The sequence below is a fragment of the Herbaspirillum sp. Sphag64 genome, assembly GCF_014192645.1.
Lineage (GTDB): Bacteria > Pseudomonadota > Gammaproteobacteria > Burkholderiales > Burkholderiaceae_D > Herbaspirillum.
In genome coordinates this window covers 144435-167517 of record NZ_JACHYE010000007.1, presented here as the reverse complement: position 1 = coordinate 167517, position 23083 = coordinate 144435, and the positions used below count along the sequence as shown (strand labels likewise).

At 54.8% G+C, this 23083-nt stretch carries 19 protein-coding genes and 3 tRNA genes; 13 read left to right on the top strand and 9 right to left on the bottom strand.

Annotation, left to right across the window (positions count from 1 at the left end):
• Nucleotides 1-19: 19 nt before the first annotated feature.
• Nucleotides 20-601 carry a DJ-1/PfpI family protein gene (locus FHW66_RS13245; RefSeq protein ID WP_183380277.1) on the top strand — a complete coding sequence of 194 codons (582 nt, stop codon included), beginning with the start codon at nt 20-22 and terminating at the stop codon, nt 599-601.
• 81 nt (nt 602-682) lie between these two features.
• Here the strand turns inward: FHW66_RS13245 and FHW66_RS13240 are convergent, their stop codons facing one another.
• Nucleotides 683-1483: an enoyl-CoA hydratase-related protein gene (locus FHW66_RS13240; RefSeq protein ID WP_183380276.1), complete on the bottom strand. Its 801-nt coding sequence runs from the start codon at nt 1481-1483 to the stop codon at nt 683-685.
• A 176-nt stretch (nt 1484-1659) separates the two neighbouring features.
• On the bottom strand, nt 1660-2526 hold the full coding sequence (locus FHW66_RS13235; RefSeq protein WP_370543460.1) for a substrate-binding periplasmic protein: 867 nt from the start codon (nt 2524-2526) through the stop codon (nt 1660-1662).
• 314 nt (nt 2527-2840) lie between these two features.
• On the opposite strand from FHW66_RS13235, the gene FHW66_RS13230 reads away from it, so the two are divergent.
• Nucleotides 2841-3788 (top strand): substrate-binding periplasmic protein, encoded by a 948-nt coding sequence (locus tag FHW66_RS13230; protein WP_370543461.1) that lies wholly within the window; start codon nt 2841-2843, stop codon nt 3786-3788.
• 45 nt (nt 3789-3833) lie between these two features.
• On the opposite strand, the gene FHW66_RS13225 is transcribed toward FHW66_RS13230, so the two are convergent.
• The 5 genes from FHW66_RS13225 to apbC all read right to left on the bottom strand — a co-directional run bounded on the left by FHW66_RS13225 (nt 3834) and on the right by apbC (nt 6951).
• Nucleotides 3834-3909: transfer RNA gene (locus FHW66_RS13225), tRNA-Glu, on the bottom strand.
• A 39-nt stretch (nt 3910-3948) separates the two neighbouring features.
• Nucleotides 3949-4024, bottom strand: a tRNA-Glu gene (locus FHW66_RS13220).
• A 123-nt stretch (nt 4025-4147) separates the two neighbouring features.
• Nucleotides 4148-4223: transfer RNA gene (locus FHW66_RS13215), tRNA-Ala, on the bottom strand.
• A gap of 72 nt (nt 4224-4295) precedes the next feature.
• Complete coding sequence (gene gltX / locus FHW66_RS13210; protein ID WP_183380275.1) at nt 4296-5708, bottom strand: glutamate--tRNA ligase; 1413 nt, start codon at nt 5706-5708, stop codon at nt 4296-4298.
• Between the two features lie 154 nt (nt 5709-5862).
• Nucleotides 5863-6951 (bottom strand): iron-sulfur cluster carrier protein ApbC, encoded by a 1089-nt coding sequence (gene apbC, locus FHW66_RS13205; RefSeq protein WP_183380274.1) that lies wholly within the window; start codon nt 6949-6951, stop codon nt 5863-5865.
• Between the two features lie 224 nt (nt 6952-7175).
• Between apbC and metG the strand changes: the two genes are divergently transcribed.
• The 10 genes from metG (at nt 7176) to FHW66_RS13155 (ending at nt 19736) form a co-directional block, all read left to right on the top strand.
• The gene (gene metG, locus FHW66_RS13200; protein WP_183380273.1) at nt 7176-9248 is read left to right on the top strand and encodes a methionine--tRNA ligase; all 2073 of its coding nucleotides are present in this window, start codon (nt 7176-7178) and stop codon (nt 9246-9248) included.
• A gap of 94 nt (nt 9249-9342) precedes the next feature.
• Complete coding sequence (locus tag FHW66_RS13195) at nt 9343-9837, top strand: GNAT family N-acetyltransferase (protein ID WP_183380321.1); 495 nt, start codon at nt 9343-9345, stop codon at nt 9835-9837.
• Between the two features lie 203 nt (nt 9838-10040).
• Nucleotides 10041-11087, top strand: a complete 1047-nt coding sequence (locus FHW66_RS13190; RefSeq protein WP_183380272.1) for a sugar-binding transcriptional regulator — start codon at nt 10041-10043, stop codon at nt 11085-11087.
• Entirely contained in the window at nt 11084-12640 is a 1557-nt protein-coding gene (glpD, locus tag FHW66_RS13185; protein WP_183380271.1) for a glycerol-3-phosphate dehydrogenase, read from the top strand. The genes FHW66_RS13190 and glpD overlap by 4 nt, the downstream gene beginning before the upstream one ends.
• A 30-nt stretch (nt 12641-12670) precedes the next feature.
• The gene (locus tag FHW66_RS13180) at nt 12671-14380 is read left to right on the top strand and encodes a Na/Pi cotransporter family protein (RefSeq protein WP_183380270.1); all 1710 of its coding nucleotides are present in this window, start codon (nt 12671-12673) and stop codon (nt 14378-14380) included.
• Between the two features lie 136 nt (nt 14381-14516).
• Nucleotides 14517-14723: a DUF3460 family protein gene (locus FHW66_RS13175; RefSeq protein WP_183380269.1), complete on the top strand. Its 207-nt coding sequence runs from the start codon at nt 14517-14519 to the stop codon at nt 14721-14723.
• Between the two features lie 9 nt (nt 14724-14732).
• On the top strand, nt 14733-15599 hold the full coding sequence (locus FHW66_RS13170; protein WP_183380268.1) for a ScpA family protein: 867 nt from the start codon (nt 14733-14735) through the stop codon (nt 15597-15599).
• A 59-nt stretch (nt 15600-15658) separates the two neighbouring features.
• Nucleotides 15659-16498, top strand: coding sequence for a pantoate--beta-alanine ligase (gene panC / locus FHW66_RS13165; RefSeq protein ID WP_183380267.1), 840 nt, complete (start codon nt 15659-15661; stop codon nt 16496-16498).
• A 446-nt stretch (nt 16499-16944) separates the two neighbouring features.
• Entirely contained in the window at nt 16945-17760 is an 816-nt protein-coding gene (locus tag FHW66_RS13160) for a protein phosphatase CheZ (protein WP_183380266.1), read from the top strand.
• Entirely contained in the window at nt 17760-19736 is a 1977-nt protein-coding gene (locus tag FHW66_RS13155) for a chemotaxis protein CheA (protein ID WP_183380265.1), read from the top strand. Before FHW66_RS13160 ends, FHW66_RS13155 begins: the two co-directional genes overlap by 1 nt.
• A gap of 102 nt (nt 19737-19838) precedes the next feature.
• Here the strand turns inward: FHW66_RS13155 and FHW66_RS13150 are convergent, their stop codons facing one another.
• Nucleotides 19839-21143 (bottom strand): chloride channel protein, encoded by a 1305-nt coding sequence (locus tag FHW66_RS13150; RefSeq protein ID WP_183380264.1) that lies wholly within the window; start codon nt 21141-21143, stop codon nt 19839-19841.
• Nucleotides 21144-21157: 14 nt separating this feature from the next.
• A complete protein-coding gene (locus tag FHW66_RS13145; protein ID WP_183380263.1) occupies nt 21158-22099 on the bottom strand; it encodes a CysB family HTH-type transcriptional regulator in 942 nt (313 codons plus the stop codon).
• 161 nt (nt 22100-22260) lie between these two features.
• Here FHW66_RS13145 and FHW66_RS13140 point away from each other — a divergent pair, with 161 nt between their 5' ends.
• Nucleotides 22261-23034, top strand: coding sequence for a sulfite exporter TauE/SafE family protein (locus tag FHW66_RS13140; RefSeq protein WP_183380262.1), 774 nt, complete (start codon nt 22261-22263; stop codon nt 23032-23034).
• The last annotated feature ends 49 nt before the right edge of the window (nt 23035-23083 follow it).

Genomic DNA, 23083 nt, shown 5'->3' with positions numbered 1-23083 from the left:
CACGCTAAAGGAGATCAGCATGGCAGCAAAGAAGATTCTGTTATTGACTGGCGATTTTGCCGAAGATTACGAAACCATGGTGCCATTCCAGGCATTGCAGATGGTAGGGCATACCGTGCACGCCGTGTGCCCGGGCAAGAAAGCCGGCGACAAGATCAAGACAGCAATCCATGATTTTGAAGGCGACCAGACCTATACCGAAAAGCCCGGGCATCAATTTGTACTCAACGCCAGCTTCGATGACGTTGAGCCTGCTGCCTACGATGCCGTCGTCATCGCTGGTGGCCGGGCACCGGAATATCTGCGTCTGAATGAGAAAGTGCTTGCCATCGTGCGCCACTTCGCCAGTGCCAACAAGCCAATTGCAGCAGTTTGTCATGGTGCTCAGTTACTGGCGGCAGCCGGTGTGATCGAGGGCAAAAATATCTCTGCCTACCCGGCTTGCGCCCCTGAAGTGAAGCTGGCCGGTGGCCGTTACGCCGACATCGCCGTCGATAGCGCCGTCACCGATGGCAACTTCGTGACCTCACCGGCCTGGCCTGCGCATCCGCAATGGCTGGCGCAATTCCTGAAGGTGCTCGGTACTGAAATCAAGCTGTAATTCAACGTGCTTCAACGCTGAATCAGACGACAGCCGCAATGCCAATACCGGATGCGGCTGTTTTCAATGGTGAGATCGATCTCAACGCGCGGTAAGGTTTGTGATCCAGTCAGGCGGCGTCTTTTCAAGAAACGCCCGCAAGCCTTCTCGCCCTTCTTGCGAGGCACGTAACGCAGCGATCATATTGGTCGTGAAATCGCGTAGTAATGGTGTGCAAGCCAGTGGATTTGCCACCTGTACCAGTTCTTTGGCGCGTCGCATCGCCTTAGGACCATTGGCCAGCAAATGGCTAACAAGTTGCTCAAGCTTGTCGTCCAGTTCATCGGCCAACACCACTTCATGGACAAGATCAATTGCCGCTGCGCGTATCGCCGAGAAGCGTTCGGCCGAGACAAAATAGCGCCGCGCCTGAGAGACACCAATCTTGGCAATCACATAGGGGCTGATCACTGCCGGTGCCAAACCCAGTTTGACCTCGGACAAGGCGAAGGTAGCGTGGTCTGAAGCAATCGCGATATCACAGCAGGCAACCAGCCCAACGCCGCCTCCCATGACGGTTCCCTGAATCTTGGCGATCGTCGGTGCCGGAAAATTATTGAGCGACTCCATCAGCGCGGATAGTTGCAGCGCATCGCGGACGTTATCGCCATAGCTGGCATCGGCCATTCTCCGCATCCACGCAAGATCGGCACCGGCTGAAAATGACTTCCCGGTCGACGCCAGCACCAGAATGTGGACTGCTGGGTTATCACGCGCACGATTGATCAGATCGATCAAATGAGCAATCAACGCGTCATCGAACGCATTGTGTACTTCGGGACGATTGAGGGTAATGGTCGCGACACCGCGGGTATCGATGTCCAACTCGGCTGCTTCGGTCATGCCTGACTCCTCCTGTTTTATGGCCCGGCAGCCCGTTTATCGTTGCCGCCGAATGTGTATATTGAGAGGAGTGTAAAAGAAAATCCGTAGAGACGAAAATCTCTGATCCTCACTGTCTGCCCTGTCGACTCTGAAAAGGCACCATAGTGAGGATCAGCACACAATCAATTACACACTTAGTTGCCCACTTCTTCCGCAACATCCCGATAGAGACGAATATTTCTTTCGAGTATTTCGTCCAGCACCCCCTGATCGCGCATGATGCCGATCTGGGTATCCAGGGCCTGCTGATATTTCAGGCAAGGACTGCGTTTGCTGAAAGCGATGGTACTGAACGTATTAACTACCGCAGGCTTGAGCGCCACAAACTTGCTCTGTTGACTGCTCTTAAGCAAGTATCCTTCAGCGTTGTAATAGCCAGCTATCAAATAATCGATCCGACCAAGTTCGAGCTTCTTGAAATTCATGTAGGTCTTCTGCGCCACTTCGATGGTCAGATTTTTTTTCATGAAATCATCAAATCCACCACCAAACTGATTGCCAGCGGTCATGCCACCCCGTCTACCGATCAGGTCATTCCAGCCGCTATAAATGAATTCATGACCTTTGGCGACATAAAGAGTCGGCGGATTGGCAAACACAGGCGCTTTGTTAAACTCCAAATATTTCATTCGCTCCGGTGTGGGTCGTAATGAAGCAATCAGATCTACATCACCGTCTTTACCCGCTTGCAAAACGCGCTCCAGCGGCCCGACGAAACGTACCAAGAATGGCGCCTGAATCGCTTTGATGGCGGTCGTCGCAATTTCAATACTGGCACCATTGAGCGATTTACCGTCATACCAGTGCAACGGTGAGTAATCAGAATCGTCCGTCACGATAATCTGCGAACACTCTCGCTGCTGTGCTACCGCGCACGAACTGCCGCTGGCAATCACACATGCCAACAGGACCGAACGCCAGCAATCAACAATATCCATATGAATTGGCATGATCCCCCTCCTTCGTCGGGCCTCATTGGGCCCTGTTCCGATATCAATCACCAAAATCCTCGTTGTGACTACGACAAACGTGGATTGAAGACTAGCCCGGGACTGCCATGCAGCTTAATTATTTTTGTGATCATAGCAAGAGTTGCTGGCAACGTCACAGACAATCAAAACGTCATAGCAATAAGAAGCAGGACAAGATACAGGTGTGCCATCAGAAATATTTGCCACGACCACTCGCTCAGATTCTGACAGGCAAGAACATCATTAAAAATCAACCAAAAGAAGCATGCTTCGATTTTGCTGATTGTGTAACCAATGCATCCTCATACCCCGCAATTTCCCCTGTGTTTCTTGTATCATGAGTTGTGGCATTTTCGACATCATCCCAAGTAGGCTTGCTGTACGTATTGCTTATTCATGTTGCTATCATCTATGGCGACAAGGGACAAACAAATAAGTGGCAGAGGCGTCATTCCTGCCCGAGCAAGGAGATATTCATGTTGTGGTGCAATGCGGGGAAAACACAATGGCGCGTGGTGTTATCGCTCTGTCTGTCTTCGCTATTTCCGCTATGCTCCTTTGCACAGTCACGCGAGTGCGACAAGATTGTGATCACGGACGACTCCGACTACGGCCCTATTCACTGGTACGACGGTAGCAAGTTGATGGGTGCCAGTATTGATATCGTAACGACCGCCCTCAAAGCGATTCAGGCCCCCTACGTAATCCGTTATGTCGGACCAATGCAGCGTGTACTGCAGGCTGGTAAAGACGGAGAGGTTGACATTATTGCCTCACTGCGGCCGACACCTGAGCGGCTAAGGTATCTAGAATTCAGTAAAGTCCAGATGTTTAATAACTTCCCGACTGTATTCGTCGCAAAAGGACGGGAGTTTCGATACTCAGGCTGGAACGATCTGGTCGGCAAAAAAGGCGGCATCACGGCAGGCAATCAGTTTGGCGGTGATTTTGATGATTTTATGAAAAAAAATCTGAATGTCGAAATTGCACAAAAGACTTATATCAATTTCAAAAAGCTGGAACTGGGCCGACTCGATTATGTGATTTCTGGCTACTTTAGTGGGATGGGCTACCTGCTAAGGGCTGAGCAGCAGGACAAATTTGTGGCGCTGACGCCGCCGCTAGTCAATAACCCAAGTACGCTTGCCTTCAGCAAACGTAGTCCCTGCCTGAAATATCTGAAATTGCTGGATGTCGAATTAGGGAAAATGCGGGATCGCGATCAGTTCAGAGAAATTTTGAATAAAAATGTGCAGTTATATCGCAACGCCTCTATCGCTCCGGCAAACTAGCGTCGCCAAAACAAAAACGCCCGCATCAGCGGGCGTTTGTTGTTTTGGCGTCCCCAGGGGGATTCGAACCCCCGTACTCACCGTGAAAGGGTGATGTCCTAGGCCTCTAGACGATGGGGACATTTGTCCGGTTTGCAGCAACATAAGTACTCGGTAAAGCTGGCGTCCCCAGGGGGATTCGAACCCCCGTACTCACCGTGAAAGGGTGATGTCCTAGGCCTCTAGACGATGGGGACTTTGTGTTACATCCCGCAGCTACTACCGATACTACACTGTGTGGCATCACAGCTTGTTACTTGCGACTACTTATTACTACATACTGCAATTTCGCATCAACAACACTTTACTGCCTGTGTCGCTGGTGGAGGTAAGCGGGATCGAACCGCTGACCTCTTGCATGCCATGCAAGCGCTCTCCCAGCTGAGCTATACCCCCGTTGCGAAGAAACGAGATTATGCAGTATTCATTTTCATAGTGCAAGTTCTTTTCTACGAAAAACCTGACTTTTTATAAATAATTTTTCAGACGTGTCAAAACCACGTCACGACCGAACAATTCCAGCACAGCGTCAATCGCTGGTGTCTGGAGTTGACCAGCAACAATCAGGCGTAAAGGCATTGCCAGCAGCGGCATCTTCAATCCGTGCGCTGCCAGCACTTCCTTGATCATCGCTGCCAACGCGGCCTTGTTCCATTCGACGGTGGCGCATCGTGCAGCAAAATCCTGCAACGCTGGCTTGATGGCATCAGTGATGTGTTGAGTGACCAGCGCCGCATCGGGATTCGGCTGACGATAGAACAGCTGAACTGCTGCGGCGATGTCGTTGACGGTATTGGCGCGCTCCTTGAGCAAACCAATTGCAGCCGGCAACGATGGCGCACCGTCAAATTGCGCGCCCTCCTTTTCCAGCAACGGCTTGACCAAGCCGGCCAGGCGCTCGTTGTCAGCCAGCTTGATGTAGTGATTGTTGAGCCAGGCCAGTTTCTCAGGGTTGAATTGCGCAGGCGACTTCGACAGGTGATCGAGATCAAACCAGCCGCAGAATTGCTCCATCGAGAAAATCTCTTCGTCGCCATGACTCCAGCCCAGACGCGCCAGGTAGTTCAACATCGCTTCCGGCAAATAACCTTGCGCTGGATAATCCATCACGCTGACCGCACCATGCCGCTTGGACAGCTTCTCACCATCAGCACCGAGAATCATCGGTACATGACCATATTCTGGCAGCGTGCCACCAAGCGCCTTGAGGATGTTGATCTGACGCGGCGTATTGTTGACGTGATCATCACCGCGAATGACGTGGGTGATCTTCATGTCCCAGTCATCCACCACAACACAGAAGTTGTAGGTCGGCGTACCGTCGGGGCGGGCAATCACCAGATCATCAAGTTCGCGATTGGAAATCGTGATCGGACCCTTGACGACGTCATTCCAGGTGACATCACCCTCCAGCGGATTGCGGAAGCGCACCACCGGTTTGCGACCCTCTGGCACCGGTGGCAAAGTCTTGTCGCGCTCGGGACGCCAAGTGCCGTCGTAACGCGGCTTCTCACCAGCAGCACGTTGACGTTCACGCATGGCCTCGACTTCTTCCGGCGAGGAATAACAATAATAAGCTGTGCCCTGCTCCAGCATGTACGCCACAACCTCACGGTAACGCTCCATCCGCTTCATCTGATAAAACGGACCTTCGTCGTGCGCCAGACCAAGCCATTGCATACCGTCAATGATGGCTTGTACCGCTTCTGGCGTCGAACGCTCCAGATCGGTGTCTTCAATGCGCAAAATAAAGGTGCCGCCAAAGCGACGGGCAAATGCCCAGGAGAACAATGCCGTACGGGCACCACCAAGATGCAGGTAGCCAGTCGGGCTAGGCGCGAAGCGCGTGCGGACAGGAGAAGTGGAAGCTGTAGAAGTCATGATAAATAAAAACGGCCTTGGAACGCCAAAGCCGTTGTGAGTCGGATAGTGAGAGCAGCATTTTACCGTGTTGGCTCTCGCGAGGGAATCGGCTGGCCAACACCACTGCTGCTCAGAGGGATGTTACTGTGCAGGTAATTACCCAGAGACAACCCTAGTCGTTCTGAATCACGATACTCGGGAATTTGCTGGTCATATCCTTAGCCTTGTCCGCCACCTTGATGGCAACCTTGCGTGCAATGGTCTTATAAATCTCTGCCTCTGGACCATCTGGCTGCGCCACCACCGTGGGTCGTCCAGAGTCGGTCTGCTGGCGAATCGCCATCGTCAGGGGCAATGCACCAAGGAAGTCGACACCAAAGTCGGCACACATGCGCTCACCACCGCCGGAGCCAAAAATTGCTTCAGCATGACCGCAGTTGGAGCAGATGTGGGTACTCATGTTCTCGACAATGCCGAGGATCGGGATACCGACCTTCTCAAACATTTTCAAACCCTTGCGCGCATCCAGCAAGGCAATATCTTGCGGCGTGGTCACAATCACCGCGCCAGTGACCGGGACCTTCTGCGACAAGGTCAATTGCACGTCGCCGGTACCGGGCGGCATATCAACGATCAGATAATCGAGATCACGCCAGTTGGTCTGATCCAGCAATTGCTGCAATGCCTGCGTGACAATCGGGCCGCGCCAGACCATTGGCTCGTCCGGGTCAATCATGAATCCGATCGATGACACTTGCAGACCGTGATTTTCAAGCGGCTCCATGGTTTTGCCGTCCAGTGTTTCTGGCCGACCGGAAATACCCAGCATCATCGGCTGCGACGGACCGTAGATATCGGCATCCAGAATACCGACGCGCGCACCTTCAGCCGCCAGCGCCAGCGCCAGATTGGCTGCCGTGGTGGATTTGCCGACGCCACCCTTACCAGATGCGACTGCGATGATGTTCTTGACGTTCGATTTGAGCTTGATGCCACGCTGCACAGCGTGCGCCACGATCTTGAAGCCGACTTCAGCCTGCACGGCGCCGACACTCGACAATGTTTGTACAGCAGTAACAGCGGCACTGCGAATCAACTCAAACTGACTCTTGGCTGGATAACCCAGCTCGACCTCAAAGGCGACGTTACTGCCATCAATCTGAATGTTTTTGATAGTTTTCCCTGCGACCAGATCCTTGCCGGTATTGGGATCAATGACCTGCGACAGCGCTGCCTTGACTGCTTCGACGGTGATGCTCATTACTTCTCCTTGAAAGACACCCGCAAGTCTAAACCAATCGCGCCAGGGAAGCAGAGACAGCATTGCGGCAACCTGCAAAAAATTACCAACAGCACATCAAACACGCCTCAAAAACCATGAGACGCCCTGCACAGCGGGTCTGTTTGTTCGGTCACTCTGCGCCAAAACGTTCACGGCTGCTAAAATGATGGACTTTTCCCACCACCCACCAGTACGCATTGCCAATGAGCACCTCATCGCCACGCCAATTGTTCGTCACCACCGCTCTCCCCTACGCCAACGGTGCATTCCATATCGGTCACATCATGGAATACATCCAGGCCGACATCTGGGTCCGGTTCCAGCGAATGCAGGGCCATGAGGTCCATTTTGTCGGTGCAGATGATGCCCACGGTGCGCCGATCATGATTGCCGCCGAGAAGGCCGGCATCACGCCGCAGCAGTTCGTGGCCAATATTGCCGCCGGTCGCAAGCAGTATCTGGACGGCTTCCATATTGCCTTCGACAACTGGAGCTCGACAGATAGCACCGAAAATCACCAGCTGTCGCAAGAAATCTACCGCGCCCTGCGTGATGATGCCAAGCTCATCACCAGCAAGACGATTGAACAGTTCTTTGACCCGGTCAAGAACATGTTCCTGCCGGATCGCTACATCAAGGGCGAATGCCCGAAATGCGGCACCAAGGATCAATATGGCGACTCCTGTGAGAACTGTAGTGCCGTGTACGCGCCAACCGACCTCAAAAATCCGTATTCGACCTTGTCTGGTGCCACGCCGGTCATGAAGTCGTCCGAACATTTTTTCTTCAAACTGTCAGATCCGAAATGCGTCGCCTTTCTGCGCGAATGGGCACTCGACAACAATCGCCTGCAACCGGAAGTCGCCAACAAGGCCAAGGAATGGCTGGATGGCGAAGGTGGCCTCGGTGACTGGGATATCAGCCGTGACGCGCCCTATTTTGGTATCGAAATTCCCGATACACCAGGCAAATATTTCTATGTCTGGCTGGATGCACCGATCGGCTACCTGGCCTCGCTGAAGAACTATTTCGACAAGACCGGCCGCGACTTCAATGCCTTCATGGCTGACGACAAGACCGAGCAATATCACTTTATCGGCAAGGACATTACCTATTTCCATACCCTGTTCTGGCCAGCTATGCTGAAGTTTGCCGGTCGCAAGGTCCCGAACAATGTCTTCGCGCACGGTTTCATCACCGTCAGCGGCGAAAAGATGTCCAAATCACGCGGCACAGGTATTTCGCCACTACGCTATCTGGACATCGGCATGAACCCTGAATGGCTGCGCTACTACATTGCCGCGAAGCTCAATGCCAAGGTCGAGGACGTCGACTTCAATCCAGACGACTTCGTAGCCCGCGTCAATGCCGACCTGATCGGCAAGTACGTCAACATCGCCAGCCGCGCCGCCGGCTTCATTGCCAAGCGCTTTGACGGTAAATTGAGCATGCAGTGGGCCAATGCGGATGATGCCTTCCTGGCACGTCTGCGCGGTGTCGCCACCGATATCCAGGCACTCTATGAACAACGCGAATATGGCAAGGCACTGCGTGCGGTGATGGAACAGGCTGACATCATCAATGCCTTTGTCGATGCCAACAAACCCTGGGAACTGGCCAAGGACAGCAGCAAGGACGCGCAACTGCATGAAGTCTGCAGCCGCTTGCTGGAAGCCTTCCGCCTGCTCACCGTCTATCTGAAGCCGGTGCTGCCGCAACTGGCAGCCCAGGTCGAAGGCTTCCTCAATGTTGCACCTTTGCGCTGGCTTGATGTACAGACCGCACTGGCCGATGGCCATACCATCAATACCTATGCCCACCTGATGCAACGCGTCGATCCCAAGATGCTGGATGCCCTGTTCGATGCGCCAGAAGCGGCTGCACCAGTTGCGCCATCGAGCTCTGAAAACAGCACAGCGATGGAAGAACTGGCACCTGAAATCAGTATCGATGACTTTGCTAAAATCGATCTGCGCATTGCCAAGATTGTGAACTGCGAAGCGGTCGAAGGATCGACCAAGCTGTTGCGACTGACACTTGATGCAGGCGAAGGCAAGACCCGCAACGTGTTCTCTGGCATCGCCTCGGCCTACAAGCCGGAAGAGCTGGTTGGCAAGCTGACCGTGATGGTTGCCAATCTGGCGCCGCGCAAGATGAAATTCGGCATCTCTGAAGGCATGGTCTTGGCGGCTTCCGCCAAGGATGAAAAATCGAATCCGGGAATCTATGTACTGAACCCGTGGCCAGGTGCAGAACCTGGGATGCGGGTACGTTGAGGTAATTACCCTCCTTGACATCGCTCGAACGCCGCCACCAGCCACCGTGCTGTGGCGGCACAAGGCAAACATTTCTGGCATGACCGCGCTTTACATGACATCCACTGAGCCCACCATTCGTTTCGCCACTACCGAAGACGCTGAGCTGATCGCCGAATTGACGCGCAAGAGCTGGTCCGGCAAGGTTGCTCCTAGCTCCAGCGGGCACCGCGAGGGGACCGAACGGGTCGCAAACGACTTGCGGGAAGGCGGTGCACTGGTAATACAGGATAAAGACACGGCGATCGGTTCGCTGCGCTGGCTGCCGATGCCTGAAGATCCTACCATTTGGGAAATCCTGCGCTTGGGCATCCTCCCTCAGTATCGTGGCAAGCAGCTATCCAAGTTGCTCATGACAAAGATAACGCAACAGGCAAGCAACGTCGGTGTACAAGAACTCCGACTGGCAGTTCGCTCGGATCAGCCTCGCCTACTCGAGTTCTACGCTGAATTCGGCTTCAAGATCGCTCCCGAGCTGCATTATCGCTACGCCAATCCGCTTGAACCGGCGCCTATTGTTATGCGACGCTCGCTGCAACAAATTGCCTAACCACACCTGCATCACGCCAAATTAGTAAAAATTGAGCCTTCTTCGCTCAAGCCCTCTCATTTCCCTCATTTTTTAAGACCCGCTCGCACTAACAGCATGTTGCGCTGCATCGTTGCGCGCGCTTGATTTCTCAAATACTTTCGCGTATTGTACAAACGTTCAAACGCAGTGCACACTTGTTCAATCGAGGCTTAATCCGAAAAATGGCTACAGGAGATCGTCAGGACATTGCCCTTTCTGCCGTGCGCGTGGCGCGTCTGTATTACTTTCAGAACATGACCACCGCCGCCATCGCAGAAGAAATGGGCACTTCGCGCGCCACCGTGTCGCGCTTACTGTCCTACGCCATGGAAAAAGGCCTGGTCGAAATCCGCGTTCATGATCCCCAAGAGTTCTCAGGCAATCTGGAAGCCAGCATTCGTGCCCACTATCCATTACGTTCAGTGCAAGTCGTGCCAGTACCTGCCACCGGCAGCGAAAGCGACAACATGCAGCGCGTGGCCGCCCACACGGCGGCCTATCTCAATACACTGGTACAGCCATCAACTGTCATCGGACTAGCCTGGGGCAAGACGGTTGCCGCCATCGCCGACAATCTCAGCGCCAAATCGGTACACGGTGTTGAAGTAGTCCAGCTCAATGGCTCCGGATCCGGTACCAACATCGTCAACACCTTCGGCGAATCGATTGTGACCCGGTTTGCCCAGAACTACGGCGCGCGCGCACACAGCCTGCCAGTGCCAGCGTTTTTCGATTATGCCGATACCCGCACCGCGCTGTGGCGCGAGCGCAGCATCAAGGCGATCCGGGAGTTGCAAGACAATGCCACGATACTGCTGTTTAGTATCGGCACCACCGACAGCGGCAGTTACAGCCATATCCACACCGCTGGCTACCTCGATCAGGATGATCTGGACGGCATTCGCAAAGATGGCGTCATTGCCGATATTGCGACGGTCTTTTTCCGTGCTGACGGCAGCTGGCGTGATATTGCCTTGAATGCCCGTAGCAGCGGCCCGGATCTGGATCGCTTTCAACATGCCGCCCATGCCATCTGCGTCGTCAGCGGCAAGAGCAAGATCGCCGGACTACGCGCTGCCTTGCATGGCGGCTACATCAACGAACTGATGATCGATGAACCGACCGCCAGGCTCTTGGTGCAAGAGCTTGAGCAGGAAGCCAACTCCAAACAAGACAGCAATACCCAAGCACTCCACACTGACAACCACCAACGACGAGCCAGAACATGACTACTTCGAGTACAGCGCAACCTTATGATCTGCTGATCATCGGCGGCGGCATCAACGGCGCGGGTATCGCGCGCGACGCTGCCGGACGCGGCCTGACGGTCGCCTTGTGCGAACAGAATGACTTTGCCGGTGCGACCTCTTCGGCCAGTACCAAGCTGATACACGGTGGCCTGCGCTACCTGGAATATTACGAGTTCCGTCTGGTGGCAGAAGCATTGGCCGAGCGCGAGCATCTGCTCAATATCGCACCACACATTTCCTGGCCTTTACGCTTCGTGATGCCCCATGTCAAAGGCTTGCGCCCGGGCTGGATGATCCGCCTCGGCCTGTGGCTGTATGACCATATCGGTGGTCGCATCAGCTTGCCACATTCACAGGCAATCGCACTCGACCGTATGGCCGCACCGAGCGGCCTGCGCAAGGACATTACCAAGGGTTTTGCCTACTCGGATGCCTGGGTTGATGATGCCCGTCTGGTCATCCTGAATCTGCAGAGTGCACAGCAACATGGCACCAATATTCTGGCCCGTACGCGACTGGTCAGTGCGCATCGCGATGCGGCCAGCAAAACCTGGCAATGTGAGCTGGAAAACACGCTGACCGGTGAACGTCAGCAACTCAGTGCCCGCGCCATGGTCAACAGCGCTGGCCCATGGGTTGCCAAACTCGATAGCATGCTTAACCCAGCCGAGCCTGGCGCTACCCATGCTGCTGTCAAACTGGTGCGTGGCAGCCATATCGTGGTGCCCAGACTGTTCCAGGGCGAGCATGCGTATATCCTGCAAAACGACGATAAGCGCATCGTCTTCATGATTCCTTACGAAGACAACTACACCCTGATCGGCACCACCGATGTACCACAGGAGAACATGGACAAAGGAGCGCATATCAGCGTCGAGGAAGAGCATTACCTGCTGCGTGCGGTGAATCAGTATCTGGCCAAGCCGATCGCGCAGAAGGACATTGTCTGGCGCTACGCCGGTGTGCGCCCGCTGTTTGATGACGAATCCGACAACCCTTCGGCGGTAACCCGCGATTACACGCTGGTATTGCAAGACAGCGACAACATCCCCTGTGTGTCGGTGTACGGTGGCAAGATCACCACCTACCGCCGTCTGGCCGAATCGGTGCTCGAAAAACTGGCGCCTTGGACGCGCACCAAAAAAGGCCCATGGAGCCAGACCGAAGCACTGCCCGGCGGTGAATTCAAGCGCCAGAACCGCACTCAGGAACTGGCGTTGCTGAAGCAAAAATACAGCAAGCTGGATAGCCAGTTGCTAACCCACCTGTTTAACCGACATGGCCGGCACGTAACGCGTATCCTGCAAGATGCAGTCAGCACCGCTGATCTGGGCCGCAACTTCGGTGGAGGGCTGGTCGAGCGTGAGGTCGCCTATCTGGTTACCCATGAATGGGCCGTGGAACCGGACGACATTTTGTGGCGCCGCACCAAGTGTGGCCTGCACATGACGCAAGAGCAGCGCGATGAATTCAGTGTTTGGTTCGTCGACTATTTCGGTCATGCTAAAGTACCAGCAGAGACTGTTTCATAGTCTGTTCTCCATTACTGCTGACATCCTGCCATGACCACCCTGCTTAATTTACTGTCAGCCCTCGCCTTGCTGGTATGGGGTACGCATATCGTGCGGTCCGACATACTGCGCGTCTACGGCGCGCAATTGCGACGTATCCTGAGCACCAGCATCAAGCGCCGCAGTCTGGCATTTCTGGCAGGGCTCGGGGTGACCAGTCTGGTCCAGAGCAGCAACGCCACTGCCGTGATTGTCTGCTCATTCGTGGCACAAGGCCTGGTCGGACTGACACCGGCGCTGACTATCATGCTCGGCGCCGATGTTGGTACCGCTCTGATGACTGGGGTATTGAGCTTTGACCTGTCCTGGCTGTCGCCGCTACTGATCTTTGGCGGCGTCGTCGTTTATCTGCCGCGTCGCCACAATCTTTCCGGACGTCTGGCGCGCGCAGTCATCGGACTCGGCCTGATTCTGCTGGCACTGCAGATGATCGGCAACGCTACGCAACCAATCATGCAGGGCCCCGGCATCAAGGTCCTGTTTTCAACACTGACGGGGGACGTCACGCTGGATGCACTGATTGGCGCCGTTTTTGCCATGATGACGTATTCCAGCCTAGCAGCGGTTTTATTGGCAGCAACCCTGGCCAGTTCCGGCATCATTTCATTGAAAGTAGCGTTGTGCCTGACGATCGGTGCCAACCTCGGCAGCGGCATACTGGCACTGCTCACCGCAGCCAGCCAGAACGTCGCAGGCCGTCGGGTGGCGCTGGGCAGCATGCTGTTTCGTCTGTCGGGTGCCGTCATCGCCCTGCCCTTCATCAATCCGCTGGAACTATGGATTACCCTGCTCACGCATGACCTGCATCTGGGTGTCGTGGCCTTTCACGTGCTGTACAACAGCGCCCGCTGTCTGCTACTGCTACCGCTAGTTGAACCCATGTCGCGTCTTTGTACGCGCCTGCTACCAGAGACTCAAAAGGACGACGAGGATACGATCAGCGCCCGTCATCTTGATCCGGGCGCCATTGAAACCCCTTCGCTGGCGCTGGCCAACGCATCGCGCGAGGCGCTGCGTATTGGTGATCTGATCGAAAAAATGTTGCTCAATCTGTTGCCCGTCATTCGTGACAATGACCTACTGCGCGCACAACAGATTCGCCAGCTTGACCACCATGTAGACAAACTCTACACCGCAGTCAAAATGTATCTGGCACGCGTCTCGCGCGAAGAGCTCAATGAGAAGGAAGTGCGGCGCTGGACCAGCATCGTCACCATGACGATCAATCTTGAGCAGGCTGGCGACATCATCGAGCGCATCGTCAAGGGTATCGAAAGCAAGAAAATCGCCCCGCAACGCAGCTTCTCAGATGCAGGAATGCGAGAAGTCAGCGACATGCATGCACGTCTGGTGGCCAGCCTGCAACTGGGCCTATCAGTATTTCTCAACGGCGATATCAAGAGCGCTCAGAAGCTGCTGGCTGAAAAAGAAGCCTTCCGTGATCTGGAGCGTGCCTATGCACAAACCCACCTGATCCGTCTGGCAGGTGAAACCCAGCAAAGTATTGAGACCAGCTCGTTACATCTGGATCTCATCAGCGATATGCGCCGCATGCATTCGCTGTTCTGCGCCAGCGCCTATCCGGTACTGGATGATGCCGGCCTGCTGCGTAAGAGCCGCATGAAAAAGCATGAATTCGGTCGCACCAAGCCAACTCAACCGCCCGAGTCAAGCTTGAGCGACTCTTTCAACCCACCCTGAACGGCAATCGAAACCGGTTTTGCCAGCGCCAACATTGTTCGCCCTCCAATGGCTGGTAAATTCGATGCAAAGACAGAGTAAAATACTGCCTGTCGCCGGAAGTTGTCCCGGTTTATCAGATTCACCAGGAAAAAACATGCTATTTCACAAAGTGTCAAAGAAATACGAATCCGAAGCCACCAAGTTCATCGCCGAACTCAAGCAAAAGAACCCACAACTGGAAGAACAACAGCGCGCCGGACGTGCGTTACTCTGGGACAAGGCCCCCATCGATCTGGACAAGGTCGCCCGTGAGCAAGCGTCCCGGGTCAAGCAACAGTCTTACGTGTATCAAAACCACTGATCTCCCGGTATGACCGAGCACACTGGGCAGCCCTCTGCGGATGCGGCTGAACTGACGCTGAACGGGCAGCCGGATTCGACGCCGGATATCATCGATGGCGTCGCCTTCGCCAAGCTGTATGGCGAACCCTTGTTCAAGCTGCCCACCGATCTGTACATCCCCCCCGATGCGTTGGAAGTGTTCCTGGAAGCATTTCAGGGACCTCTCGATCTGTTGCTGTACCTGATCCGCAAGCAAAACTTCAACATTCTCGATATTCCGATGGCGCAGGTGACACTGCAGTACCTCGAATACGTCGAGCAGATTCGCAAGCACAATCTGGAACTGGCCGCAGAATACCTGCTGATGGCCGCCATGCTCATTGAAATCAAGTCGCGCATGTTGCTGCCGGTCAAAAAGGCAGAAGCCGGCGAAGAAGCCGAAGATCCGCGCGCCGAACTGGTGCGGCGTCTGCTGGAATACGAGCAGATCAAACTGGCTGCGCAAGAACTCGACGCCTTGCCACAGGTCGGCCGCGATTATGTCCGAACCCAGGTTTACATAGAGCAGACCGTCGTCACGCGCTGGCCAGAAGTCAGCCTGCCCGATCTGCACAGTGTCTGGGTCGACATCATGCGCCGCGCCAAGCTGACCGAACATCACCATATCAGCCGTGAAGAACTGTCAGTGCGGGAACACATGACCGGCATTCTGCGCCGTTTGCAGTCAGCCCGGTTTGTAGAATTTGCCGATCTGTTTGATCCCTCCCGCGGCGTACCGGTGGTTGTCGTCAACTTTATCGCTTTGCTTGAACTTGCCAAGGAAACCTTGATCGAGATCACCCAGGCCGAAGCCTTCGCGCCCATTTACGTCAGACTTTCCTACTCCCCCAGCTGACCCTGACCAGCGGCACCTTTGCCACAGCCAGACTGCTTTCAACTCAAATTTATCCGATCATGAAAATCATCTCGTCCATCGAAGAACTGCGCGATCAGTTGCGTGGTCAGCTGCGTACTGCTTTTGTCCCCACCATGGGCAATCTGCACGAGGGACATCTGTCGCTGATGCGCCTGGCGCGCACCCACGGCGATCCAGTAGTCGCGTCCATCTTTGTCAACCGCCTGCAATTCGGCCCCAACGAGGATTTCGACAAATATCCGCGGACGTTCGAAGCGGATATTGAAAAACTGGAAAAAGAAGGCGTCTACGTCCTGTTCGCTCCCTCCGAACGCGACTTGTACCCGGAGCCACAAGAATATCGGGTGCAACCACCCGACGATCTCGGCAATATCCTGGAAGGAGAATTCCGGCCCGGCTTTTTCGCTGGCGTAACCACGGTCGTGCTCAAGCTGTTCTCCTGTGTGCAACCGCGCGTTGCCGTGTTTGGCAAGAAGGATTACCAGCAGTTGATGATCGTGCGCAACATGGCGCGTCAATTTGCACTTCCCACTGAAATCATCGCCGCTGAGACTTATCGCGCCGACGACGGACTGGCCCTTTCCTCGCGCAACGGCTACCTGTCAACTGACGAACGCGCAGAAGCACCAGCCCTGTACCGAGAACTGCAACAGTTGGCCGATGCCGTGCGTCAAGGTGACAAGGGATTGGTAGCGCTCGAACAACTGGCCATGAATACATTGAAACAGCGCGGCTGGGAACCCGATTACATTTCCGTGCGCAAGCGTATCGACCTGCAAGCACCCGACCAGGCCAATCTTGAACAAGGCGAGCAATTGGTGGTCGTCGCTGCCGCTAAATTAGGTAAAACGCGCCTGATCGACAATCTGGAAATCTGAGCCCGATCAGAGACCTCCGCACTTGGCGGTTCCACACCGCCAGGTCACAAAAATTACCAATAAGCAACATTTGACCTTGTTGCCAGCTACAATCTCGTCAAAATACTATTTTTCCTCACTTTTTATACGACGCCCTAGTCTGACTGGAGCATATAATCGACCCGAAAGAATAGCTGGGTTGTATCTAGGCATAGATAAGATGGAAAATAAGTTAAATTTCTATTTATTCATCGACAGATATCGATATGCTTAACGTATGCGCTTAAGATTTCATTCATTTGGGGAAAATCAGATCAACGCTGTCCTCTACCAAAAATCATCTGTTAGAACAGGAGCTTTTTATTACTGAGCCGCCTCGTCGAACCAAGTAATGCAGCTGTGACCGATAGTTCTGCCGCGCGGCGCAAGCCAGTAAGGCACCAAATTTGTATGGAGATACCAAGATCATGAGTGACGATGTTGATTTAGAGGCACTATTCGACGAAATTTCTGCCCAGAAGCTTACGCCGGTACCTGCAACTCCTGCAGCTCCAGCCAGCGAGGCCGATCTCGAAGCATTATTCGACGAAATTTCTGCTCATACACTCAATACCGAAACGGTAGCACCTGCCGCAGCACCACAAGCAGCACAGCCAGGGCAGGAAGCTGCTGAGGGGGGAGACGGGACGGGCAAACCCATGTACGAGCGTCTGGGCGGTATCGTGCGCTTGCTACACGACTCCATGCGCGAACTTGGCTATGACCGTTCCCTGTCTGATGTTGCCTCGCAAATCGGCGATGCGCAGGGTCGTCTGGAACACGTAGCCACCCTGACCGAGCAGGCTGCCAACAAGGTACTCAACTCGATTGATGCAGGCATGCCCGCCCAGGATGCGCTCGCCAGCAAGGCAAAGGATATTGAAGCGCGTTGGACCCGCCTGTTTGCCGGGCAGATGTCTATCGATGAATTCAAGAGTCTGGCCAACGACTCCAAGACCTTCTCCAATGATGTTGTCATCTCCACTGATGTGGAAAAAGCCCGCATGCTTGAAATCATGATGGCACAAGACTTCCAGGACATCACTGGACAATTGATCAAGAAAATCGTTGGCATCACAGCCGTGGCCGAACGCGAACTGGCACAGCTGCTGCGCGATAACGCACCAGCCGAAGTCAAGGCCGCCATGGAAAAACCAGTGGAGCTGATGAGCGGCCCTTCGGCACCAGGTGCTGCCATGGAGCAGAATGACGTGGATGACTTACTCGATAGCCTGGGGTTCTAATGGATGACGAAATGCTCAAGGATTTTGTCGTCGAGGCACTGGAGCTCGCGACCAACGTTGAAGAGCATCTGCTGACTCTTGAACGACATCCTGACGACCTGGAAATTCTGAACGCAGTATTCCGTGCTTTCCATACCATCAAGGGCGGTGCTGGGTTTGTGAACTTGCCAGCAATGGTTTCGGCTTGTCACCTGACAGAGAATCTCTTCGACGCCCTGCGTAATGGCAAAGCATTGGTAACGCCATTAGCCATTGAGGCAGCCCTCCAGGCCAGCGGCTTCGTGGCCGATCAGCTCAATGAGTTGTCCAATGGCGCCGATCCCTCGAGTCTGGCTTCGATGCCTCAAGATCTGGAAGATATTCTGACTCAGGCAATCGAAGGCAAGGGTGCAGCCCCTGCTGCTCCAGCTCCAGCTCCAGCTCCAGGTGCAGCCGCAGCGGCTGCACCTGCCGCTGCGACGGTCGCTGTCGTGACCGCACCGGTAGCTGCTCCGGCAGCGACAGTTGCTGTCATCGATGGCAATGCCAGCGTGTTGGGTAGCGATGGCAACCTTGACTGGAATTCTCTTTATCTAGCCGTCGGCGGCGCTGGTAGCAGCGTCGCATCTGCAGCACCTGTCAATCCTGGCGTCGCAGCGGCAGTAGCATCAGTCGTCACCGATGCCGCAACACAAACAGCAGCAGCTCCGGCAGCAGCACCTGCCGCGCCCGAGGCCGGCGATGCAGCCGCGGTTGCGGCACCGCGCGCACCGGGTGCCGTACCTGCCCGGCGTGCGACCGATCAGCAAGGCGGCAAGGAAGAAAGCATTCGTATCGACGCAGGCAAACTCGATGCCTTGCTGGAAGTGGCTGGCGAATCCGTACAGGCAGCCAATCAGGCTTCCGTATTACTGGAAAAGCTGCAACAGTTCAAATTCGAAGGTACCGCTGCGGCGTTGATGTCGACCCTGGCAGAGACACTGGGTCGTGCCTCGCGTTACTCCAGTGAGCTGCAGCGCGCCACCTTATCGACTCGCATGCAACCGGTCGGACGTCTGTTCCAGAAATTCCCCCGACTGGTCCGGGAACTGGCCAAGGATCTCGGCAAAGATGTGGATCTGGAAATTTCCGGTGCCGAAACCGAAGTCGACCGGGTCGTGGTCGACAGCCTTTACGATCCGCTGGTGCACATGTTGCGCAACTCGCTGGATCACGGGATCGAAACCGACCGCATCGCCGTTGGCAAACCGAACAAGGCCACCATCTCGCTCAAGGCATGGCAAGAGGCCAGCAGCGTCATGATCGAGATTTTCGATGATGGCAAGGGCATGGATCCCGATATGCTGCGCAAGAAGGCATTTGCCAAGGGATTGATTGGTGAAAACGATGCCCAAAGCATCGACGAAGCCTTGCAACTAGTTTTTCTGCCCGGCTTCTCGACCAAGGAAGTGGCTTCCAGCGTCTCCGGTCGTGGCGTCGGTATGGATGTGGTCAAGACCGCCGTGGAAAAGCATCGCGGTACGATCCGTATCGATTCTACGTTGGGTGTTGGTACCCGTTTCTCGATTCGCCTGCCAATCGAACTGTCGATCATTCCGACCATGCTGGTACGTACCGCCGGTGCTGCCTTAGCGCTGCCAATGGCAGTTGTAGAGCGGGTGGTGGAATTGCCAGAAGAGTTCGACGAAGTCGGCGGCGCTCCGGTGCTGCGTGACCAGGGACGTCCATTGCCAGTCCATTCACTGGCTGGCGTACTCGGTTACGAACCTGGCAATGAGCGGGTCGGCATCGTGATGGCGGTACCGCATCCTTATATTCTCGGGGTGCAGGCGGTGGAAGGAACGGCCGATCTGGTCATCAAACCACTGACAGCGATCCATACCAATGGCATTACCGGTACTGCCCGTTCTGCCGAGGGTGAATTGGTGCTGGTCGTTGGCTTGTCGTTCCTGCTCGAAGGCTGCCGTACTTCTTCACGCGCAGTTGCTCAGGTCTAATCTGCTTCAATTTGCTTTAATCAGGGTTCCCGGTACAGCTGACTTATGCTGCACCGGGAACCCTGAAGCCTGTTCACTTCCCGCCTCTCCACACACCGACGCTTAATGCCGATAACGCTCGGACAAGGCGTCATACAACGGCGGCGCAAAAAAGCGTGAGACCCGACTTGCCAGCAAGGCCGTTGCCATCAACGGAATCACCAGCGCATGACCGTTAATCATTTCCATGACGATCACGAACGATGTAATCGGTGCTTGCGTCACACCCGCCAGATATCCAACCATTGCCAACGCGATCAGCAGCGGCAGAGAGACTTCTGTCAGCGACAAGTGCAACAGATTGCCAAAACCTGCACCAATCGATAACGAGGGGGCAAAAATGCCCCCGGGTGTCCCTGGCAGGTAGGAGCCAACCATCGAAGCCATCTTGGTGAATGGATAAAACGCCGATAATTGTGCCTGATCTGATAACAAACCTTTGGCCTGGGCATAGCCACTGCCAAAGGTGGCGCCCGCAGTCGCCACGCCGATGATGGCGACCAGCAAGCCACACAAACTGCCAAAAATGACTGGACGCTCACTGCGCAGGGTACGCAGGGGAGCCGGGATCCAGCGATGCGTATTGAGCAGCAGCCAGCAAAAAAGCCCTCCGGCCACACCCGTGAGCAAGCCTCCAGCGATGGTCGCAACCAATATCGCACGGAAATTGTCGCCACCGGCCAGGATCGTCCCAAAATAGGTGTAGTTACCATTCAGGCCCAGCGCGACCACGCCCGCGAAGATCACTGTGGTGATCACTACTCCGCTGGCGCGCTGTTCAAAACTGCGCGACAACTCTTCGATCGCAAACACAATACCGGCCAGTGGCGTATTGAAGGCTGCCGAGAGCCCGGCTGCAGCGCCCGCGAGAATCAGTCGCTTCTCCAGAATCAGGCTAGGTCGTGGATAAAAGCGTCCCATCGCCAGCATCAGGGCGGCACCGATCTGCACCGTTGGCCCCTCTCGACCGATGGTAAAACCGCCGAGAATACCGAGGAACGATACTCCGATCTTTCCTACCACCACGCGTAACGAGAGCAGAACTGGCGCACGACGCGCACGCAACTCCCCCTCTTCACCGAGGGCCGCAATCACCTGAGGAATACCACTGCCCTCCGCACCAACGAAAAAGCGCCTGGTCAGCCAGACGCACAAGGCACTCATGGCGGGTGTCAGCAGCAATGGCAACCACCAATGACTTCCGCGGATGTGCTCAAACAGGGAGAAACCAACATCAATCAAGCGCGCATACAACACCGCCACCAGCCCCACCAGCACAGCGCCGCTCCATAAAATCCCGTATTGCAGCCAGAGTCGCCGAATGCGGCGCCATGTGTGGCCGTGCAAATCAATTAACAAATGCTTCATTACTCTGGATTTCCTTACAGTTCGTACATATCTTTCTCGCCTTCCATGACCTGAGCGATCAACTTGCGATTCAAGGTCGGTGCCAGCAATTCAATGAAGGTATACACATAACTGCGCAAATAAGCGCCTTGCTTGAGCGCCACCCGTGACACATTGGTACCAAATAGATGACCAGCAGGAATCGCACGCAGACCGCGATCACGTTCGCCATCGAACGCCATGCCAGCAATGATGCCTACTCCCATGCCGAGCTCGACATAGGTCTTGATGACGTCGGCATCAATGGCTTCAAGCACAATATCGGGTTTCAGCTCGCGTAGACTGAATGCATGGTCGATCTTGCTGCGACCACTGAAGGCAGCATCATAAGTAATCAGTGGATAGCTGGCGATTTCTTCAAGCGACAGATTCTTTGATTTCAGCAAGGGATGCTCGGGTGACACCACCACCACATGCTCCCACTGGTAACAAGGCAGGGAGACCAGCCCTTCACCAGAGGCCAGCGACTCCGTGGCAATGGCGATATCGGCCTGGTCATTGCGTACCATCTCGGTAATCTGCTTGGGGTTACCCTGCAGCAATGACAGGCGCACCTTAGGATACTTTTGGGTAAATGCCTGAATCACCTTCGGCAAGGAGTAACGCGCCTGGGTGTGGGTGGTGGCAATGGTGAAACTGCCACTGTCATGCGCCGCAAACTCCTTGCCAATACGCTTCAAGCCATCCACTTCCTGCATGATTAGCTCGACCGAACGCAAGACTGCCCTGCCCGGCTCAGTCAGCCCGCGGATACGCTTGCCGTGGCGGGTAAAGATATCCACGCCCAGCTCTTCCTCCAGCTCAATGATGGCCTTCGATACCCCCGGTTGGGAGGTGTAGAGCGCCTTGGCAGCTTCGGTCAGATTGTAATTTTGCCTGACCGCCTCCCTGACAAAACGAAATTGATGCAGATTCATGCGCCGTCCCTGAATGTCTGTGTTGGTTGCCGCCACGGCCGTTGTGTGCCGCCGCTAAGCGCATTTGCATATACCGAATGTGCATATAAGCAAATGAATACTATGTAGTTTGGTTTGAAACCTAAGTTTATTACGATTCGACCTGTTATAGACGAGGTGTTATGACTCTTTCTTATGTAGTCAGCGGTTTTGCTGTTGGTTTGCTGGTCGGCTTGACCGGCGTCGGCGGCGGCTCGCTGATGACACCATTACTGACTTTGCTGTTCGGCATTCACCCCAGTGTGGCGGTGGGTACAGATCTGGCCTTTGCTGCCGTCACCAAAAGCGCCGGCACGCTGGCGCATCGCTCCAAGGGAACGGTACGTTGGGATATTGTGCGTCCGCTCTGCATTGGTGCCCTGCCAGCGGCACTTGTGGCGACGTTGCTGCTCAAGCACTTTGGTACTGTCAGCCCGCAAATTGGCCAGATTATTCGTTATTCAATTGCCATTTCAGTGCTGCTAACCGTGGTTGCGTTGCTGTTCAAAAGCAGATTACAGCGCTGGCTCAATGCCCATCCTGAACGGCATTTGCAAGGTCAGCAACTGCGCAACGCCACTATCCTGAGCGGTGCGGTACTCGGGATACTCGTTACGATTTCGTCCATCGGTGCTGGTGCGGTGGGTGCAACCCTGCTGGTGTTGTTATATCCGCGTCTGTCACCGGCTGAAATTGCCGGTACCGATATTGCCTATGCTGTACCACTGACCGCGATTGCTGCGTTTGGTCACTGGTGGCTAGGCTCAATCAACTGGGATTTGCTGGGCGCACTGCTGCTGGGTTCGGTGCCAGGCATTACCATTGGCTCTCTTGCAGCACGTGCCGTGCCCGAGAAATTCCTGCGCGGCCTGCTGGCACTGACGCTGACGAGTGTTGCCTTCAAGCTGGTTTTTTAATTCAATCATCCGGATTCTGCCTGGCAGATCCGATAAGACGTTAACAGGG

Excerpts from the sequence above, each read along its gene's own strand:
- FHW66_RS13150 (WP_183380264.1), bottom strand. The coding sequence starts at position 21,143 with ATGAAGCATTTGTTAATTGATTTGCACGGCCACACATGGCGCCGCATT.
- FHW66_RS13240 (WP_183380276.1), bottom strand. The coding sequence starts at position 1,483 with ATGACCGAAGCAGCCGAGTTGGACATCGATACCCGCGGTGTCGCGACC.
- apbC (WP_183380274.1), bottom strand. The coding sequence starts at position 6,951 with ATGAGCATCACCGTCGAAGCAGTCAAGGCAGCGCTGTCGCAGGTCATT.
- FHW66_RS13140 (WP_183380262.1), top strand. The coding sequence starts at position 22,261 with ATGACTCTTTCTTATGTAGTCAGCGGTTTTGCTGTTGGTTTGCTGGTC.
- gltX (WP_183380275.1), bottom strand. The coding sequence starts at position 5,708 with ATGACTTCTACAGCTTCCACTTCTCCTGTCCGCACGCGCTTCGCGCCT.
- FHW66_RS13160 (WP_183380266.1), top strand. The coding sequence starts at position 16,945 with ATGAGTGACGATGTTGATTTAGAGGCACTATTCGACGAAATTTCTGCC.
- FHW66_RS13155 (WP_183380265.1), top strand. The coding sequence starts at position 17,760 with ATGGATGACGAAATGCTCAAGGATTTTGTCGTCGAGGCACTGGAGCTC.
- glpD (WP_183380271.1), top strand. The coding sequence starts at position 11,084 with ATGACTACTTCGAGTACAGCGCAACCTTATGATCTGCTGATCATCGGC.
- FHW66_RS13195 (WP_183380321.1), top strand. The coding sequence starts at position 9,343 with ATGACATCCACTGAGCCCACCATTCGTTTCGCCACTACCGAAGACGCT.
- FHW66_RS13180 (WP_183380270.1), top strand. The coding sequence starts at position 12,671 with ATGACCACCCTGCTTAATTTACTGTCAGCCCTCGCCTTGCTGGTATGG.
- FHW66_RS13190 (WP_183380272.1), top strand. The coding sequence starts at position 10,041 with ATGGCTACAGGAGATCGTCAGGACATTGCCCTTTCTGCCGTGCGCGTG.
- panC (WP_183380267.1), top strand. The coding sequence starts at position 15,659 with ATGAAAATCATCTCGTCCATCGAAGAACTGCGCGATCAGTTGCGTGGT.
- FHW66_RS13170 (WP_183380268.1), top strand. The coding sequence starts at position 14,733 with ATGACCGAGCACACTGGGCAGCCCTCTGCGGATGCGGCTGAACTGACG.
- FHW66_RS13175 (WP_183380269.1), top strand. The coding sequence starts at position 14,517 with ATGCTATTTCACAAAGTGTCAAAGAAATACGAATCCGAAGCCACCAAG.
- metG (WP_183380273.1), top strand. The coding sequence starts at position 7,176 with ATGAGCACCTCATCGCCACGCCAATTGTTCGTCACCACCGCTCTCCCC.
- FHW66_RS13245 (WP_183380277.1), top strand. The coding sequence starts at position 20 with ATGGCAGCAAAGAAGATTCTGTTATTGACTGGCGATTTTGCCGAAGAT.
- FHW66_RS13145 (WP_183380263.1), bottom strand. The coding sequence starts at position 22,099 with ATGAATCTGCATCAATTTCGTTTTGTCAGGGAGGCGGTCAGGCAAAAT.